Source organism: Cutibacterium namnetense, assembly GCF_001642025.1.
GTDB lineage: Bacteria > Actinomycetota > Actinomycetes > Propionibacteriales > Propionibacteriaceae > Cutibacterium > Cutibacterium namnetense.
Genome location: NZ_LWHO01000008.1, coordinates 1 through 17,269 on the forward strand (window position 1 = coordinate 1; position 17,269 = coordinate 17,269).

The following is a 17,269-nucleotide window of genomic DNA, read 5'->3' on the forward strand; positions in this document are numbered from 1 at the left end:
ACCCACTCCAACACCGACCCCAACACCCACTCCAACACCGACCCCAACACCGACCCCAACACCGACCCCAACACCCACTCCAACACCGACCCCAACACCGTTGGATCATGTGAAAGTGACCACCACCGCCGACCGGACCGCTGAGGTGGGCAAGCCCTTCGGCGACACCGCTCACATCACCGGCACGGTCCCCAAAGGCGCCCACATCACGTTCAAGCTGTCTCACAAAGGACTACTACCGAACACGTGTGGTGACATGGTCGTCACAACCAAGCCCGTCGCGGTTCCGGCCGGCAACTACACCCAGCCCATCGACATCGCCTCTGCGAAGGTGACCGTTGAGGAGGCCGGCACTTACTACTGGGTAGAAACCCTTACCGACAACAACGGCAAGGTGCTCGCCCAGGGCAAGTGCGGCGAACACGCCGAAACCACCATGGTCACCGCACCAGTGGTCCCGGTCGGCCCGACCCACCCAAGGCACATGCCTCGCACGGGTATGTGATCCCACGGTGATGGCCCCATGATGGCCATCAATCCGTAAACACGGCGGGGGCGCCCACCATCACAGGTGGACGCCCCCGCTGCTTATATCCAGTCCTCTCTACGGAACACCAAATACAGGAGAACACTCGACGTGACGACCAGCACCGTAGAGATCCACAGCCCCAACGGTCGTCCATCCCCCAGAAAAGGCACGTTCTGACCAAACCAGCCGGTAATAAGGGTTGGCACAGCAATGATTGCTGCCCAGCCGGCCAGCTTCTTCATGACGGTGTTGAGCTTGGCGTCCTGGATAGACAAGCTCGTCTCGAAGATTGTCGCAACAAGGTCGCGCAAGGAGTCGGACCACTCGGCCACCCTCATGGAATGATCGTAGAGGTCGTTGAAATAGGGCTCCAACACCCGGGGCACTGCTACTGCTTCCCGACTCGGGCGGCTGATCGTTGAGGCTATCTCACGCATCGGCAGCACCACCCGACGGAACTGCACCAGCTCCTTACGCAACCGATACACCCGGGTCTGCACCTGCTGAAGGTCGATCGTGTCGTCAAACAACTGGTCCTCCACCTGCTCGACAACGTCGTCGAAGTGCTGGACGGTGCTGAAGTGGCCGTCGACCAGGACGTCGAGGATGGCGTGGACGATGCCCATCGGGCCTTGCGACACCAAGTCAGTATTGGAGTCAAGGCGGTTGAAAACCTCCTTGATCTCTGGGAGGTCATCGTGGTGGACGCTGACGACGCCGTGCTCGAACACCCACACCGAGACCCGCGAGATAATCAAGCGGCTGTTGGGGTCATTGGTCTGGCCAATGGTCGCGGCGTAGATCGTGAGGAAGAGATGGTCAGGGTAACGGGTGACCTTGGGGCGTTCACCGGGGGCCTCAGCGTCCTCAACAGTGTGGAAGTCCAGGTTGAGTTCATCGGCCAGAATGTCGATGTCCTCGCGGTCAGGGGCGGTGAGGTCATACCAGCTAAGCGTCTTAGCGTCGGAGAGTTCCCCGTTCAGGGTTTCCAGGGGCACCGACTCTGCGACGACCTTGCCGCATTGCCACACGCGGGAGGAAAGTTGAGAAAGGCTCATCGGGTCTCCTGGAGGGCTGGGGTCGCTATGTCCGAACTCATGATGACGGTGTCGGCAGGATTGAGCGCGATCTCGATACACCGACGGTGACGCGGTGCCATCGGGGGCAACTGGTCGATGCCGAAGAACCCGGTGTGGCTGGACTCATCGTCACCAACGATGGGCTCCCCGCTCACCCATCGACACAAGAAGTCGTGGTCGAGGAACTGGCAGCGATCCCCATTGGGATACGTGACGGGGGCAGTGACGTTGACCCTAACTAGTTGCACAACCTCTGCCACTATCCCGGTCTCTTCGTGAATTTCCCGAAGGATTGCCTCATCAGGCCTCTCCCCCGGCTCTATGATTCCGCAGACTGGAGTCCATTCCCCGTCATCGGCCCGCTGCACCAACAGCACCTGAGGCCCCCGAGGACCGTCACGCACCACGACAGCACTACTGCCAGCCAACCACAGCGGCGCATGACCAATGTGGCGTCTCAAGTCCAAGATAAACTGTGGTGTCGCCATGACGGCCAGGCTAGCGGCCTCGCGTGTCGCCCTCGATAATCCACCACGGCCGCTCCGCGAAGCCAGATCGCACAGTTGACCAGCAAAACTTCGGCACCCCTACAACCACGGGAACCTCTCAGGACGCCCACATCGACCTAGCTACAAGTTGGCGAAGACGCGAAGAGGTGGACACTGACCGTGCGGCATCCGCCGACCCCCTAGACTCACCATGAGGGCGTCTCGTTCCCACAAGCCGATCGGAGGAACCGTGGATAGGACCATCAAGCGGGTACTCGTCGCAAACCGTGGCGAGATCGCAGTGCGCGTCATCCGTGCCGCCAAAGACATCGGCATCACGAGCGTGGCCGTCTACGCGGACTCTGACTCTGAGGGGTTGTTCGTCAAACTCGCCGATGAGGCCTACGCTCTCAACGGCGTCACCCCTGCCCAGACATACCTCGACGTCGACAAGATCCTCGACGTTGCCCGCCGCGCTGAGGTTGACGCCATCCATCCTGGTTACGGGTTCCTCTCCGAAAACGCCGACTTCGCCCAGGCCGTCATTGACGCTGGAATCCTGTGGATCGGCCCACCCCCACATGCCATCCGTGTCCTAGGCGACAAGGTGCAGGCCCGTCATATTGCCCAGAAAGTTGGCGCGCCACTCGTTCCGGGCACCGCTGATCCGGTCGAGGGCCCCGAAGAAGTCATAGAGTTCGCGCAGGCACATGGCTTGCCCCTTGCCATTAAGGCGGCCTTCGGCGGCGGTGGACGCGGTCTCAAAGTCGCCTACTCGATGGATGACGTAGCCCACCTGTATGAGTCAGCCGTCCGTGAAGCCGTCACCGCGTTCGGGCGTGGGGAATGCTTCGTTGAGCGCTACCTGGACAAGCCGCGTCACGTCGAAACCCAGTGCATGGCCGACCAGTACGGCACCGTACAGATCATCTCCACCCGCGACTGTTCCCTGCAACGTCGTCACCAGAAGCTCGTCGAGGAAGCTCCGGCACCTTTCCTAAGTGATGAGCAACTGACTCGTCTCTACGAGTCCTCCCGCGCCATTCTCAAGGATGCTGGGTATGTCGGCGCCGCGACCTGCGAGTTCCTCGTCGGCCTGGACGGAACGATCAGCTTCTTGGAGGTCAATACCCGGCTGCAGGTAGAGCACCCTGTTTCCGAAGAAGTGGCTGGGGTCGACCTGGTGCAGATGATGTTCCATGTCGCCCAAGGCGGTCACTTGGAGCCCAAGGACCCGCAACTGCGCGGTCATTCCTTTGAGTTCCGTATCAATGCTGAGGACCCCGGGATGGGCTTCATGCCAGCCCCCGGAACCCTTACCGCCTGGCAGCCGCCGCACGGCCCTGGCGTCCGCATGGATGAGGGCTACCACTCAGGCATGACGGTGCCAGGCGCCTTCGACTCCCTCATCGGCAAACTCATCGTCACTGGTGATAGCCGTGAGCAAGCCCTGGCCCGAGCCGCCCGCGCCCTTGACGAAATCGTCATCGACGGCATGCCGACAGTCATTCCCTTCCACCAAGCGGTGGTTCACAACCCGGCATTCACTGCCGCCGACGGCCACTTCGGCGTCTTTACCGACTGGATCGAGACTGAGTTCGACAACAAGATCGCGCCATACACCGGCTCCCTGGGCGAGGCTGACGATTCCGAACCCCCTCGCGAGGTCGTCGTCGAAGTCAACGGTAAACGAGTTGAGGTGCGTATCCCCGCCTCCTTACACGGCGCTCGTCAGGTCCCTAGCACCAAGTCTCGCCGCCCCACTCGTCGCAGTCGCGCCGGCCGTCGCGCCGCGGCGACCGGCAATTCGGTGGCTTGCCCGATGCAAGGAACAATCGTCAAGGTCAACGTTGTGGAGGGAGAGGCGATCAACGAAGGCGACCAGATCGTCGTCATGGAGGCCATGAAGATGGAGCAGCCCATCGCAGCCCATCGGAGTGGCGTTGTTCGCAATCTCAACGCCACAGTCGGCTCGACGGTCTCGTCGGGTGAGGTCATCTGTGAAATTGTTGATGAGTGAGGGGCAGAACATGGTTTTGCTTGTGAGTGTCGCTTCGAGGCGGCATTCTGGTCATCATGTCCGGTGACCTCCTGCTATTCCTCCTCTTCCTTGTGGGGCTCGTAGCGACGACAACATCACTTATGCGTGCCCAGCGTCAGTCCCGCGAGTTAGAGGCTCAGCGCGCGAAGGCCATTGAGGCCAAGGTCTCCCAGATGCGGCAGGAAACCGAAGAAGACGTCACCACCTTCGGCGAGGCCTTACGAGACCTCGACATGGACATGATTGGCAAGGACATATCGGCTGACGGTCGCAAAGACTGGAACATGGCCCTTGATTGCTACGATCGCGCCAAGGCACTGATGGCCCAAGACAAGGGCACCGGCTCGATCCCGCTCGTGACAGAAACCCTCGAGGAGGGTCGTCACGCCATCGCCTGCGTGCAAGCTCGCGCTAACGGCGAGCCAATTCCTGAGGTACGTCCACCGTGTTTCTTTGATCCGGCTCACGGCCCGTCGACAACTGACGTCATGTACTCACCCGACGGCGGGGTGGCACGCAAAGTTCCCGCATGCGCCGCCGACGCCCAGCGCATTCAACAGGGTCGTTCCCCGTGGATCCGTACCGTCAACGTCAATGGCGCCCAGCTGCCGTACTGGCAGGCGGGCCCCGACTATGCCCCGTGGGTACAGGGATACTACCGCCGTTACGAGTCTGACCCCGTCATCAGCGGGCTAGCTGCTGGCGGCCTCGGCCTAGTCGGGCTGGGCTTATTCTCTGCCCTCTTCGACGATTTCTGATCCACGCGGATGCTCGCGACTCCTCGAGTCTGTGGGTAAATTCACGCGACGAAGGTCTGCAACCGGCGCGCTGCCTCCGAAACCGACCCCGATAGGGACGGGTAGACGGTGAAGTCGTGCTGGAAGGCGTCGACGGGTATGCGTTCGGCTACCGCTACCGAAATAGGATGGACGAGCTCGCTAGCCCGCGGCGCGACGACCACACCGCCGATGATGTTTCCGGTCGCTGGACGACAGAAAAGCTTGACAAAACCGTCATGAAGCCCCTGCATTTTGGCGCGCGGATTAGTCGCCAAGTCTAGTCGGGTGGACCTTGCCTGGACCTTTCCGGAATCGACGTCAGTTTGCGTCACACCAACTGTGGCAATCTCGGGAGAGGTAAAGACGTTGGAACACACCAAGGACAGGTCCAGCGGTTGGAGCGCCTGGCCTAAGGCGTGCCACACCGCGATGCGTCCCTGCATCGCTGCGACCGACGCCAAGGCGAAGACACCGGTGCAGTCTCCGGCAGCATAGATACCCGGGATGTTGGTGCGCGAGACCTTATCGACGATGATGTGGCCCCGCGGACCGACAGCCACGCCGACCTCTTCCAAACCGAGATCGGCACTGTTGGGGGTCGATCCGACGGCCATAAGGACGTGGGACCCACGTACGTTCCGGCCGTCCTCCAGCCCGACGACGACTCCGTGCCCGTCGCGAATCGCGGACACTGCACGGGAACGCGACAAGATCTCCATGCCGCGAGACTCGAAGACTTGTTGCAGGACCTGGGCCGCGTCGGGGTCCTCACCAGGGAGAACTTGATCACGTGAAGACACCAGCGTCACTCGGCACCCCAACGAATCGTAGGCCGAAGCGAACTCAGCGCCGGTGACACCAGACCCCACCACGATGAGGTGCTCGGGAACCTCCCGCATCGAGTACACCTGTTTCCAAGTGAGGATGCGCTCCCCATCACAGCGAGCCGCGGGCAGCTCGCGCGGGGTAGTCCCGGTAGCCAGCAGCACGATGTCGGTGTCGATCGTCTCGTCGTCATTGATGACAACACGATGCAGGTGACCAGGAGCACCCGTCGCCAGTCGCGCCCGCCCGCTGATCAACCGCACCCCACTACGCTCTAGCCCGCGACCAATGTCGTCAGATTGGGCTTGAGCAAGGCGACGCACCCGAGAGTTGACGGCGTCGAGGTCGACCTCGAACGTCTCGGTATGACGCAGACCGAGTTCAGCTGCGCGGCGCAACGTCGAGGTGACCTCCGCAGTAGCGATGAGGGTTTTCGACGGGACACAGTCGGTGAGGACGGCGGCTCCTCCAATGCCGGTTTCCTCAACGACAGTGACATCAACACCGCCAGCTGCCGCAACGCTGGCGGCCTCGTATCCTCCGGGCCCTGCCCCAATGATCACCATGGACGTCATGGCGGCATTCTTTCAGTCGCGACGGCTCATCTGTCGACATCGAGAGAAATTTCCCGCGTGAAGAAAACTCCCGAGCCGTCACACGTGTCGACACTGAAATGCCAGCCGGCTATCCCAGCCGACGAAAATCGCAGCACATGCCAGGGGGCCGTGCCCCCACAAACGGGGAAAACCTCTAGGGTTAACCCCATGACGTCACCGGAGTTCACCAACCCCCAGGCCATCGCCCGCGATGCTGCCGATGCCATTCGTTCCCGCCTACCCCTCACCAACGTCGACATGGGCCTCGTCCTTGGTTCGGGATGGTCTGCTGGAGTTGATCGCTTGGGCGAGACTATTGGGAGGATCCCGCTCAGTGAGCTGCCCGGATTCTGCGCACCTGTTGTTGCCGGACACGGCGGCGACCTCGTGGCCGTGTCCCTGCCCACCGGGAAAACTGCCGTTGTGCTCACTGGCCGCACTCATTTTTACGAGGACCGTGGGGTCGAACCGGTAGTCCACGGAGTGCGCACTGTCGCCGCGCTGGGTGCCACCACGATGATCCTCACGAACGGGTGCGGCGGGTTAGACCCGTCGTGGGGCCCTGGAACCGTCGTCGCCATTCGTGACCACATCAACCTCACTGGGGCCACGCCACTGCGCGGCGCTACTTTCATCGATATGTCGACGGCGTGGACTCCGAGTCTGCTGGAGGTCGTCGAGAGGGTCACTCCTGGCACCCCGACCGGCGTTTACGCTCAATTCCGTGGCCCCCAGTACGAGACCCCCGCTGAGGTTCGCATGGCTCGTGCCATCGGCGCCGATCTCGTCGGCATGTCGACTGCGCTTGAGGCCATTGCCGCCCGCGAAGCCGGTCTTAACCTGCTTGGGCTGTCCCTGGTCACCAACCCTGCGGCTGGGGTCACTGATGCCCCGCTTGACCACGCCGAGGTCATCGCTGCCGGCAAGGAAGCCGCTCCTCGGCTAGCGAGCCTTCTCGCCGATATCACGGCTGCCATCTGATCCACTCCACACCCCATCGAGGAACCATGACCACCACCCGCCCCCAAAGGCCTAGCCCCGAACTCGTCGCAGAAGTTCAGTCCTGGCTCGACCAAGATCCCGACGAGGCCACACGCACCGAACTGTCCGATCTGCTCACCCGCGCCCAGTCTGGTGAAGCTGAAGCCATCGCAGCGGTGGAGTCGGCCTTCGCCGGGCCATTGACCTTCGGCACCGCTGGTCTGCGCGCCGCACTGGGCCCCGGCCCCTCCCGTATGAACCGCATCGTTGTTCAGCGTGCAGCTGCCGGCTTCGCTGCCTGGTTGCGCGCCCATGGCCACACCGGCGGGTCGGTTGTCATCGGTTTTGATGCCCGGCACAACTCCGAGGTCTTCGCCCGCGATACCGCCGAGATCATGGCCGGGGCTGGTTTCCACGCCCTGCTGGCCGACTCCCCCATCCCGACCCCCGTCACGGCTTTCGCTATCAAGCACTATGGGGCGCTCGCCGGCGTCATGGTGACGGCCTCCCATAACCCGCCCGCCGATAACGGGTACAAGGTTTATCTGGGAGACGGTTCCCAGATCGTCCCGCCCACCGACACCGAGATCGCCCACGAAATCGAGGTCGTGTCTAAGGAGCCCGTGGGTGCGATTGCTCGCGGTGAGGACATCGAGTTCATCGGCGAGGAGCTTATCGACGCCTACGTCTGTCGGGCCGCCGAGCTGACTACGGCCAGCCCTGACGTCACCTGGGTTTATACCGCCATGCACGGGGTCGGGACACGGGTCGTACGTCGTCTCGTTGAGAAGGCTGGCTTGCCCGAATTTATCGGGGTGACTGAGCAGCTCGATCCGGACCCGGATTTCCCGACCGTGGCGTTCCCGAACCCTGAGGAGCCCGGTGCCATCGATCTGGCCGTTGCTCAGGCCCGCACACATAACGCCGATGTCGTCATCGCCTCTGACCCCGACGCCGACCGCTGCGCCGTAGCGGCTGTCATCGACGGGGACTGGCGCATGCTCACCGGCGACGAGTTAGGGACTCTTCTTGGTGACGATGCCCTGCGTCGCGGTCTCGACGGGGTTTACGCCAACTCGGTAGTCTCATCAACCTGTCTGGGACGAATGGCCAGGGCGGCCAAGCGTGAGCACCAGGTGACCCTGACCGGGTTCAAGTGGATCGGCCGTGTGCCTGGACTCGTCTTCGGTTACGAGGAAGCCATCGGCTACTGCTGCGATCCCTCCCACGTACCCGACAAGGACGGCATCACCGCCCTGGCGACGATCCTGCGTCTGGTTGGTGAGCTCAAGGCCTCCGGCACCACCATCGCCGAGCGTCTCGACGAGATCTGGGCCACCCATGGTCTGCACCGCACCTCCCAACTTGCGGTGCGTGTCACCGACATGTCGATTATCTCCGAGGCCATGGAGCGCCTGCGCAACCAGCCCCCCACAACCCTGCTAGGTGATCGCGTCGACGTTTGCGACCTCAACGATCCCAGCAATGGGTCTGGGCTACCCCAGCAGAACGCCATCGAATTGACTGGACCACGCATCCACGTCGTCACCCGCCCCTCGGGCACCGAGCCGAAACTCAAGTGTTACCTCGAGGTACGGGCTACCCCTGCGGAGTCGTCGGCAGATCTGGCGGCCACGAAGGCCCGCCTTGACGCAGACATGGCGACCCTGCGTGAGGAGATGTCTCAGGCCCTCGGAATCTGAGCTTGCCGGCCTAGGGGGTTGATCTGCTCGTCGCAGAAGGTGTGTCCTCGTCAGTGATGGCGGGGACGCACGAACTTCTGTGTCTCATGGTTCGCCTGGCCGGTGGCTTGAACATGCTTCTTCTTGCCCGTCGGAGTCATCGGTAGCTGATCGACAAAGCAATAAGCACGCGGCCGCTTGAACCGGGCCAGGTCGTCACTGGCCAGGCAGTGAGCGTCAAGGTCGTCAGCAGTGAGTTCCACGCCGGCCTCGGGAACCACGTACGCGACAACCTGCTGACCCCATTCCTGATCCGTCACTCCGACGACGAGGGACGCCGCGACGCCAGGATGGGACTCCAGCACCGACTCCACCTGAGTGGGGAAGACATTCTCTCCACCGCTAATAATCATCTCGTCCTTGCGCCCGACAATGGTGACGAACTCGTGCTCATCCCAGGTGGCGAGATCACCCGGGTAGAACCATCCACTGTGGAACTTCGGATCCTGCGCCCCACCCTCGCCCGAATACGACATCCCGCATTTGGGGCTGCGCATAGCAACCTCACCGATCTCAGTCCCGTCCTTCGCAGCTATCTCGTCAGGCTCGGCGACCCGGTCATCGAAAACCTTCACGACCCGGACATCGTCATCAGTGTTAGCACGTCCCGCCGTTCCAGCCATTCCGGGAAGGTCGAACGGACGCAGGAAGGTGTTCCAGAAGGTCTCTGTCGTACCGTAACCATTGGAGATGTTCGGGGTGAGGACAGCCATGTAACGTTCAGCCGAGCGAGCATCCAATGGGGCACCCATCGTGACGATGCCATGCAGGTTCGATAAGTCCCGTGGATTCGTCTGCTGGGCACGGGCCAGCCTCTCCAGCGCGGTTGGAGCGCCAATAAGGAAGGTGATCTGGTACTCACCCACCCAGTCGAGCACCGTATCCGGGTCGAACTCACGCATCGGAATGACAGATCCCCCGACGTAGAACGTCGGATTCGGTCCCCCGGAATGCAGTCCACCACGGTGAAACCACGGAGTCATATTGAGAGTGCGGTCTCGAGGAGTGAGCGGGAAGTGCATGATGACGTCGTGTGCGCTCATGAGTTCCACGAAGGAGGGCAGCGGAACGCCTTTTGGCATGCCGGTGGTCCCGGAAGTGTAGAGACGGATGACCTCGTCGTATGTGCTGAAATTCGACGGACGCTCCGGGGCCCTTCCACCGGCCTCAGACAAGGCGGTATCAAAGTCGACGGCGCCGTCGGGCAAATCCGGTGAGGTGCCGGCCGGAGCCACCTGAATAAGAAAGGGCGTCGGGGTCTCGGCCTCGCGATCGACTTCCTTGATGGCAGGTATCACCCGTGACGTCACCTCGGCGTCGTAAATGAGTACCTTCGGGCGGGCGTCGCGCAGGGCGCAGGCCAACTCGCCAGGGGCGAGCCGACAGTTGAGAACAGTTCCCACCGCCCCCAGACGGTGGGCAGCCAGGTAGCAGATAGCGAACTGCGCAGTATTGAACAGCTCGAAAGCGAACGTGTCCCCCGGCCCAACCCCATGCTCGGCGAGCACAACTGCGAAGCGCTCCACGTCGGCGGCCAGCTCACGATAAGTCCAAGTGCGATCAGTTGCCGGGTCGATCATGGCAAGCGAGTCGCTGAATCGGTGCACGTTGCGCTCCAGCCCTGCCACGTAAGTGAAATCGTGTTCAACGTATGCGCGCAGCGGCTGTGGATCAAAACCCATGGAAAAACCTCTCAGTCAACATCAGACGTATTCCCCACGGTACGCCGGTTACGGTCTGCTTCTCAGCGTGGTGGCGGACAACATACGCTGAGCCGCGCGACGCAACCCACTCGCCATGGTGGCGCGTTTTCTGCTGCCTTCCCGATAGACTCGACAGTCGTGGCGTGCACGATCATCCTGTTGGCTGGCCCCTCCGGCTCGGGGAAGTCCCATTTGACCCATATGGCGGATTTACCTGAGCTACGACTCGACGATTTCTACCGTGATCACAATGAAGCTGGGCTCCCCGTGGTGCGCGATATGGTCGATTGGGACGACGTCGCCTCGTGGAATCTTCCGCTCGCCGTCGAGGCCCTCAAGGAACTCGCCACCGCAGGGCACACCGTCGCCCCCCACTACGACATCTCACAATCCCGGGCCGACGGCACCCACATCGTCGAGGTTGGGGATGCAGCGGCTGTCGTTGCGGAAGGGATTTTCGCCCTCGACTTGCTGGAGCCATGTTTGCGGTCAGGCCTCAACGTGCTGCCAATCTGGTTGGACAGACCTCGCTGGTTTAACTTCGCTCGGCGTCTCGTCCGGGATCTGCAGCAGCATCGCAAGTCCCCACCTGTGCTAGTTCGCCGCGGTCTCGCCTTATGTCGGGCTGAGCCGGCGCTGCGGTCACGAGCCATCGTTATGGGCTTTCAGCCCATGAGTATGAGGCGGGCACGTGCCGCTGTCGCATCCCTGACGGGCTGAACGCGAGAGGATTTTCAACCTTTTGGCCGATGTCGATGGACCATCAGTTTCATAATGTCGACAGGGTCGAAAGGAATGCCGTGTCCGAAGCCACCTCTGCCGCCACTGCGGCCCAGCCCTTCCCTGGACGCTGGAAAGCCCTCGCCGTCCTCGCCGCAGGGCTCTCCCTCATCATCTTGGATGGCACAATCGTCGGTGTTGCCCTACCGACGATGATCTCGGCCCTCAATCTGAACCTCACCGACGCTCAGTGGGTCAACGCCATCTACAACGTCATCTTTGCTGCACTTCTGCTCGGGGCCGGGCGCCTGGGCGACCGGGTCGGGCGTCGCACCACTTTTGCGGCTGGCGTGGTCCTCTTCGTGGCAGGGTCCCTACTGGCTGCGACGGCGTCAGGCCCTGGCTCCCTCATCGCGTCGCGTGCCGTCCAGGGTGTTGGGGGCGCGCTAGTGTTGCCGTGCACCCTATCGTCAGTGAACTCGCTCTTCCAGGGCAAGGATCGCGCCGCCGCTTTCGGCATCTGGGGCGCCGTCATGAGTGGTATGGCGGCCCTCGGCCCGCTGCTGGGCGGAGTCTTGACCGAGTACGCGTCATGGCGCTGGATCTTCTGGGTCAACCTTCCGTTGGGCCTGCTGGTGCTGGTTGGAATTGCCGCATGGGTGCCGCAGACTCGCGGTAAACCTGCTGAAAAGGGCGTCGACGTCGGCGGAGTGCTCACCTCAGCCATCGGGTTTGGCTTACTCGTCTTTGGGCTCATCGAGGCCACCACCTTGGGGTGGTGGGATAAGAAACAAACCTTCAAAGTTTTCGGATGGGAATGGCCGGTCAATTGGACGATGTCCCCGGTGCCGTGGGCGATCGCTATCGGCCTGGTTTTCATCGGGCTATTCGTCGTCTGGGAGCATCACCGCGCCAAGGTCGGTCGCGACGCTCTGCTCGACCTGACTCTGTTTCGGGTGGGGACATTCTCCTGGGGTAATCTTACCGCCGCCACGGTGGCCATCGGCGAGTTTTCGCTGACGTTCGTCCTGCCGCTGTTCCTAGTGAACTCGCTTGGTCTCTCGACGGTACGTACTGGCGTTGTGCTCGCCGCGATGGCTTTAGGCTCCTTTTTGTCCGGCGCTTCAGCCCGCCATCTGGCCGCCCGGATGGGGGCAACTGGAGTTGTGGTGTTAGGTCTGAGCCTCGAAGTCATCGGCGTCGGGCTGCTGGCCTGGGTTGTTGGTGCGCAGGGGTCCACCTGGCTGACTGTTCTCACCCTCGTTGTCTACGGCATCGGGCTCGGCCTGGCCTCGGCCCAGCTGACCTCAACGGTGTTGCACGACATTCCCGCCGACCAGTCGGGGGCAGGATCGGCCACCCAGTCAACGGTGCGTCAGCTGGGCTCAGCCCTCGGCGCCGCCATCGCCGGGTCAGCGCTGGGATCGGCTATGAACCACACCATTCCCGACGCGGTAACCTCCGCTAGCCGGGTACCGGCCAGGGCCCTAGACACGCTCGTTCGCGCCACCCAGAGCTCGGCTGGATCGGTCATTCCGGGACTTCGCAATGCGCCGCCTACTAGCCCCTTCATTCGTCCGCTCGGTGAATCCCGCGACGCCGTCATCGGTGGCCTCGAGACCGGTTTCGCTCACGCAGCAGCATGGTCGATCGGGTTGTCGTCGCTATTCCTGATAATCGGCCTGCTCGGGGCAATCATGGTGAGACACCAGGCGCGCAAGCAGGTCAGCTAGCGGGCATCGTCCTGGCGGGCACGCGCTACGGGCATGCCAAGGCATCACCACGATGCCCGTGCCCCAACCGGAGAAAGGCAGCTGCACTGCCCGACCTCACTTCGACGAAACCTTACCGACACCGGTGCAGGCAATCGCCGGTGTCGCAGGTGAGAACTATCCTGACGCCAGTCGCTTTTCGACAGCAGGGAAGCACGAAGGTTAACGCGGAGGTACAAATGACGTTGCAGAAACGGCCCGGCCGAGGCGCGAGCAACGCCACGCCGGCAGGCTTCATGCCAACCCGGGGGACTGCGCGTCGGTCCTTCTTTGTCCCCTCGCCCTCGCAGATCGCCGAGCGGGGTTTCGTCGCGGTGGACTTCGAGACAGCCAACCGCATGGGCGGGGTGTCGGCATGCCAGCTAGCCATGGTTAAGGTGCTTGACGGACAGATCATCGACAGGTTGAACACCTTAATCCGTCCACCCAAGGGGTGGGACTCCTTTGAGTTCACATATCTGCACGGCATCTCGGCAGCCGACGTCGCAGACGCCCCCGACTGGAGCAACATTGCCGACGCCGTCTCCCACTTTGTCGGTGGGGCGACCGTATACGCCCACAACGCCGCCTTCGACTCCCGGGTGTGGCGACAGCTTGACGAGTATTTTGGCACCACCACCCTGCCCTCACCGTTCTTCTGCTCTTACCGAACCGCGCAGCGCCTCATCCCAGGACTACCCAACTACAAACTCCCCACCGTGCTTCACGCTTGCGCCCCGGATTACCAGCTCAATCACCACCGAGCCGACTCCGACGCCGAAGCCTGCGCCCTCATCGTCTGCGCGTTACAGAGACGGGCGCAGGCGAGCTGACTTACTGCGGGTTGACCGGCGCCCATTGCGGACCGGTCTGGGCGAGCTTAGCGTCGAGCTTTCGGAAGATCGGCGAAGGTTTGGACAGCGGGGTGCCTACCGCGATGTCGTGACGACCCCATGACGCCTGCTCGGTGGCGTAATCCCCCATGAGGATTGGTGCCCCGTCGGTCTCGATGAGCTCAGGCTGGGCCGCCCACACCCCCTCGCCACCAAGGGCCTCATAAATCTTCTGGGCCGAATGAGGCATAAACGGGGTCAGCATGGTGTTGACGTCACTGACGACCTGCAAAGCCACATGCAGCACAGTGTCACGGCGTTCAGGGTTGTCCTTGAGTTTCCAGGGCTCCTCGGCAGAGATGTAGGCATTAGCCAGCCCAACGATCCTCATTGCTTCAGTAATAGCCGCCTTGAATTTTGCGCGGGCAAGCAACCCACCGACGATGTCGAATCCAGCGGCGGAGGCATCCAACAACTCGCGGTCAGCATCCGTCAGCTCACCAACGGCCGGAATCTCGTGACAATTCTTGAACGCCATCGAGATCGACCTGTTAACGAGGTTTCCCCACTCGTTGGCCAGCTCAAAGTTCACCCGGCGGACAAACTCTTCCCAGGTGAAGTCAGTGTCCTGGTTCTCCGGACCGGCAACCGCGATGAAGTAGCGCAAGGCGTCGGGACCGAACTCATGCAGAAAGTCCCCCACAAAAATAGTGGCGCCACGAGAATTCGACACCTTCGAACCGCTCATCGTCAAGAACTCGCTGGAAACAATCTCAGTAGGAAGATCAAGGATCCCGAGTTCTCCGGAGGGCTCACCGCCCTTATCACCACGTCCATTTGCACCCAGCAAGATGCCGGGCCAAATGACCGAATGGAACACAATGTTGTCCTTGCCCATGAAGTAGTACGAGCGGGCATCCTCGTCATTCCAGAACTCACGCCAAGCATCAGGCTTACCAATACGGCGCGCCCACTCAATCGAGGCAGACAGGTATCCGATGACAGCGTCGAACCACACGTAGATCGACTTCATCGGGTTCTCCTGCCAGCCTTCTACCGGCACACGAATGCCCCAGTCGAGATCGCGGGTAATAGCGCGCGGACGCAACTCCTCAAGCAGGTTGTGCGAAAACTTCAAGACATTGGGACGCCAATCGGTGCGAGTATCAATCCACGACGCCAGCGACTCGGCCAGGGCAGGAAGGTCGAGGAAGAAGTGCTCGGTCTCGCGGAACTCGGGAGCGGCCCCCGTGGTCTTCGACCTAGGCTCGATAAGGTCGGCCGGGTCGAGCTGACGACCACAGTTGTCGCACTGGTCACCGCGGGCGTCATCGTATCCACACACCGGACAGGTGCCCTCGATGTAGCGGTCAGGAAGGGTGCGTCCAGTCGATGGTTCGAAGGCCCCCATCTCAGACTTCTTGACGACATAGCCGTTTTCGTGAAGACGAGTGAAGATCTCCTGAGTGACGTGAGCGTGGTTGTCAGTCATCGTCGACGTGTACAGATCGTAGGACAGCCCAAGCCCCTGCAAGTCCGCCGCGATAATGCGGTGATACTTTTCGGCGCACTCCTGAGCCGTCATGCGTTCCTGATCAGCCTTGACTGAAATAGCGGTGCCATGACAGTCCGAGCCGGAAACCATGAGGACCCGGTGACCCGACATTCGCATGTACCGGGCAAAGACGTCAGAGGGGACACCGAATCCGGAAACATGGCCGATGTGTCGAGGCCCATTGGCGTAGGGCCACGCGACGGCGGCAAGAACGTTGGCACACATGAAGTTAACTCTATCGGTAGCCGGCATCGAGGATGTCAGTGGTTGAAACAGGTGAAGCCGATGCCAATCGAGGGCATCGCGGTTCATGACCCGGGTACAAAGACTCAGCCCTTCAACGAACCGGGGTGACTTGATGGAATCGCAACTGCCAACCCCTATCCGGGTCGTGGTGCCATAGCGAAACCCGCAGGCTTACCCGGGATCCTGCCCGTGCCCGCCACCGCAGTAGGACATCCTGTGGGCCGATTCTCACCATCCCGAGAATTTCAATGCTGGCCCTCACCTCCGGGGCTGGCATGTCAGCTAAGGCCCTGCCCCGCGTCCACAATCTGCCGTTCCCGTCATGCTCGATGAAGTCGGGGGCGAGAAGCTCGTCCAGAGCGCTGCGGTGGGCGAGCTTGTCAGTCTCCAGGAAGCGGCGCTCCTTATCAGTGAGGATGCCGATAAGCTCCTGGTCAGGGGTGGCAGGACGCTCAGGTAGATCAAACAACCGCTCTTGCCCGACCTTGTTATCAGGTCTCGGCACATCCTCCGGTTCCAGTTCGCGAACCGTCCCGCCAAACCCCGGCCCATAATCGACAGGAGTGCCGTCACGGAAGGCCGTGGCAGCAGCACGAGCACGCTGGTCAGCGGCCTCGTTCATAGCATGGCCAGCGTGCCCTTTCACCCACTCAAAGGTGACGTCACGGCCGTCAAGTTCCTCATCAATGGACTCAAGAAGGTCCCGGTTCAGTACCGGCTTGCCGTCACGCTTGCGCCATCCTTTACGCTTCCATCCCGGGATCCACTTAGTGCAGCAGTTAATGGCGTACTGAGAATCACACAAGATCGTCAGTGGTTCGTCGGCGTCACGAGTAGCACGCAACACGTCAAGAACGGCCTTGAGCTCCCCCATGTTGTTCGTGCCCCGGGGCCAGCCGCCGGCGGCCCAGGTGTCGTCGTCGATATACCAGGCCCAACCGGCTGGGCCCGGATTGTCGAGGGAGGACCCGTCAGCTGCGGCCACTATCATGACTTCTCCTGCTGGTTAGCGACACGATCAAGGTTGTCGACGCCGAAGGCCTGCGGTAGCACCTCGGTCATCGTTTGCACCCCCGCTGGGGTGTCGATGAGCATCGTCGGGCCACCATGTTCCCACAGCAGCTGGCGACACCGCCCACACGGCATGATCGTCTCACCCATAGCGTCCACGCAGCAGAAGGCGAGGAGGTGTCCCCCGCCCCCAGCCACGAGGTCACTGATAAGCCCGCACTCTGCGCACAAGGTGACACCATAACCAGCGTTTTCCACGTTGCATCCGACGACGATGCGACCATCTTCTGCAAGCCCGGCTGCTCCCACTGGGAAGTGGGAGTACGGCACGTATGCCCGTTTCGTCAGTTCGCGAGCTCGACAGCGCAACGCGCCCCAGTCGACGTCCAC

Annotated in this window: 14 protein-coding genes and 1 pseudogene; 8 read left to right on the forward strand and 7 right to left on the reverse strand. The window is 61.9% G+C overall.

Annotated elements, in window-relative coordinates; genetic code table 11:
- Nucleotides 1–505: pseudogene (locus A5483_RS08180) on the forward strand (thioester domain-containing protein); the annotation flags it as partial.
- An 83-nt stretch (nucleotides 506–588) separates the two neighbouring features.
- Here A5483_RS08180 and A5483_RS08185 read toward each other — a convergent pair.
- The gene (locus tag A5483_RS08185) at nucleotides 589–1,587 is read right to left on the reverse strand and encodes a magnesium transporter CorA family protein (protein ID WP_063811512.1); all 999 of its coding nucleotides are present in this window, start codon (nucleotides 1,585–1,587) and stop codon (nucleotides 589–591) included.
- Nucleotides 1,584–2,075, reverse strand: coding sequence for an NUDIX hydrolase (locus tag A5483_RS08190; RefSeq protein ID WP_411675048.1), 492 nt, complete (start codon nucleotides 2,073–2,075; stop codon nucleotides 1,584–1,586). Before A5483_RS08190 ends, A5483_RS08185 begins: the two co-directional genes overlap by 4 nt.
- 271 nt (nucleotides 2,076–2,346) lie before the next feature.
- Between A5483_RS08190 and A5483_RS08195 the strand changes: the two genes are divergently transcribed.
- Together A5483_RS08195 and A5483_RS08200 are read left to right on the forward strand one after the other, a co-directional pair.
- The gene (locus A5483_RS08195) at nucleotides 2,347–4,116 is read left to right on the forward strand and encodes an acetyl/propionyl/methylcrotonyl-CoA carboxylase subunit alpha (RefSeq protein WP_003866443.1); all 1,770 of its coding nucleotides are present in this window, start codon (nucleotides 2,347–2,349) and stop codon (nucleotides 4,114–4,116) included.
- Between the two features lie 56 nt (nucleotides 4,117–4,172).
- The gene (locus A5483_RS08200; protein ID WP_193790465.1) at nucleotides 4,173–4,895 is read left to right on the forward strand and encodes a hypothetical protein; all 723 of its coding nucleotides are present in this window, start codon (nucleotides 4,173–4,175) and stop codon (nucleotides 4,893–4,895) included.
- Nucleotides 4,896–4,936: 41 nt separating this feature from the next.
- On the opposite strand, the gene A5483_RS08205 is transcribed toward A5483_RS08200, so the two are convergent.
- A complete protein-coding gene (locus tag A5483_RS08205) occupies nucleotides 4,937–6,316 on the reverse strand; it encodes an NAD(P)H-quinone dehydrogenase (protein WP_063811515.1) in 1,380 nt (459 codons plus the stop codon).
- A 189-nt stretch (nucleotides 6,317–6,505) separates the two neighbouring features.
- Here A5483_RS08205 and A5483_RS08210 point away from each other — a divergent pair, with 189 nt between their 5' ends.
- Both A5483_RS08210 and A5483_RS08215 read left to right on the forward strand, forming a co-directional pair.
- The gene (locus A5483_RS08210) at nucleotides 6,506–7,318 is read left to right on the forward strand and encodes a purine-nucleoside phosphorylase (RefSeq protein ID WP_063811516.1); all 813 of its coding nucleotides are present in this window, start codon (nucleotides 6,506–6,508) and stop codon (nucleotides 7,316–7,318) included.
- Between the two features lie 26 nt (nucleotides 7,319–7,344).
- Nucleotides 7,345–9,021 carry a phospho-sugar mutase gene (locus A5483_RS08215; protein ID WP_063811517.1) on the forward strand — a complete coding sequence of 559 codons (1,677 nt, stop codon included), beginning with the start codon at nucleotides 7,345–7,347 and terminating at the stop codon, nucleotides 9,019–9,021.
- A 50-nt stretch (nucleotides 9,022–9,071) separates the two neighbouring features.
- Here the strand turns inward: A5483_RS08215 and A5483_RS08220 are convergent, their stop codons facing one another.
- Nucleotides 9,072–10,742: a class I adenylate-forming enzyme family protein gene (locus A5483_RS08220; protein ID WP_063811518.1), complete on the reverse strand. Its 1,671-nt coding sequence runs from the start codon at nucleotides 10,740–10,742 to the stop codon at nucleotides 9,072–9,074.
- 159 nt (nucleotides 10,743–10,901) lie between these two features.
- Here A5483_RS08220 and A5483_RS08225 point away from each other — a divergent pair, with 159 nt between their 5' ends.
- From A5483_RS08225 to A5483_RS08235, 3 genes are all read left to right on the forward strand, one after another.
- Entirely contained in the window at nucleotides 10,902–11,483 is a 582-nt protein-coding gene (locus tag A5483_RS08225; RefSeq protein ID WP_002549896.1) for a uridine kinase family protein, read from the forward strand.
- A gap of 80 nt (nucleotides 11,484–11,563) precedes the next feature.
- On the forward strand, nucleotides 11,564–13,216 hold the full coding sequence (locus A5483_RS08230) for an MFS transporter (protein ID WP_002549936.1): 1,653 nt from the start codon (nucleotides 11,564–11,566) through the stop codon (nucleotides 13,214–13,216).
- Nucleotides 13,217–13,434: 218 nt separating this feature from the next.
- The gene (locus tag A5483_RS08235) at nucleotides 13,435–14,067 is read left to right on the forward strand and encodes a 3'-5' exonuclease (protein WP_002549870.1); all 633 of its coding nucleotides are present in this window, start codon (nucleotides 13,435–13,437) and stop codon (nucleotides 14,065–14,067) included.
- A 1-nt stretch (nucleotide 14,068) separates the two neighbouring features.
- Here the strand turns inward: A5483_RS08235 and metG are convergent, their stop codons facing one another.
- The 3 genes from metG to A5483_RS08250 all read right to left on the reverse strand — a co-directional run bounded on the left by metG (nucleotide 14,069) and on the right by A5483_RS08250 (nucleotide 17,269).
- Complete coding sequence (metG, locus tag A5483_RS08240; protein WP_193790466.1) at nucleotides 14,069–15,874, reverse strand: methionine--tRNA ligase; 1,806 nt, start codon at nucleotides 15,872–15,874, stop codon at nucleotides 14,069–14,071.
- An 85-nt stretch (nucleotides 15,875–15,959) separates the two neighbouring features.
- Nucleotides 15,960–16,859, reverse strand: a complete 900-nt coding sequence (locus A5483_RS08245) for an RNase H family protein (RefSeq protein ID WP_063811519.1) — start codon at nucleotides 16,857–16,859, stop codon at nucleotides 15,960–15,962.
- Nucleotides 16,856–17,269: a cytidine deaminase gene (locus A5483_RS08250; RefSeq protein WP_002549942.1), complete on the reverse strand. Its 414-nt coding sequence runs from the start codon at nucleotides 17,267–17,269 to the stop codon at nucleotides 16,856–16,858. The genes A5483_RS08245 and A5483_RS08250 overlap by 4 nt, the downstream gene beginning before the upstream one ends.

Bases quoted from the DNA above. Each gene is read 5' to 3' on its own strand.
- A5483_RS08185 (WP_063811512.1), bottom strand. From the start codon at position 1,587: ATGAGCCTTTCTCAACTTTCCTCCCGCGTGTGGCAATGCGGCAAGGTC.
- A5483_RS08200 (WP_193790465.1), top strand. From the start codon at position 4,173: ATGTCCGGTGACCTCCTGCTATTCCTCCTCTTCCTTGTGGGGCTCGTA.
- A5483_RS08205 (WP_063811515.1), bottom strand. From the start codon at position 6,316: ATGACGTCCATGGTGATCATTGGGGCAGGGCCCGGAGGATACGAGGCC.
- A5483_RS08210 (WP_063811516.1), top strand. From the start codon at position 6,506: ATGACGTCACCGGAGTTCACCAACCCCCAGGCCATCGCCCGCGATGCT.
- A5483_RS08215 (WP_063811517.1), top strand. From the start codon at position 7,345: ATGACCACCACCCGCCCCCAAAGGCCTAGCCCCGAACTCGTCGCAGAA.
- A5483_RS08220 (WP_063811518.1), bottom strand. From the start codon at position 10,742: ATGGGTTTTGATCCACAGCCGCTGCGCGCATACGTTGAACACGATTTC.
- A5483_RS08235 (WP_002549870.1), top strand. From the start codon at position 13,435: ATGACGTTGCAGAAACGGCCCGGCCGAGGCGCGAGCAACGCCACGCCG.
- metG (WP_193790466.1), bottom strand. From the start codon at position 15,874: ATGCCGGCTACCGATAGAGTTAACTTCATGTGTGCCAACGTTCTTGCC.
- A5483_RS08245 (WP_063811519.1), bottom strand. From the start codon at position 16,859: ATGATAGTGGCCGCAGCTGACGGGTCCTCCCTCGACAATCCGGGCCCA.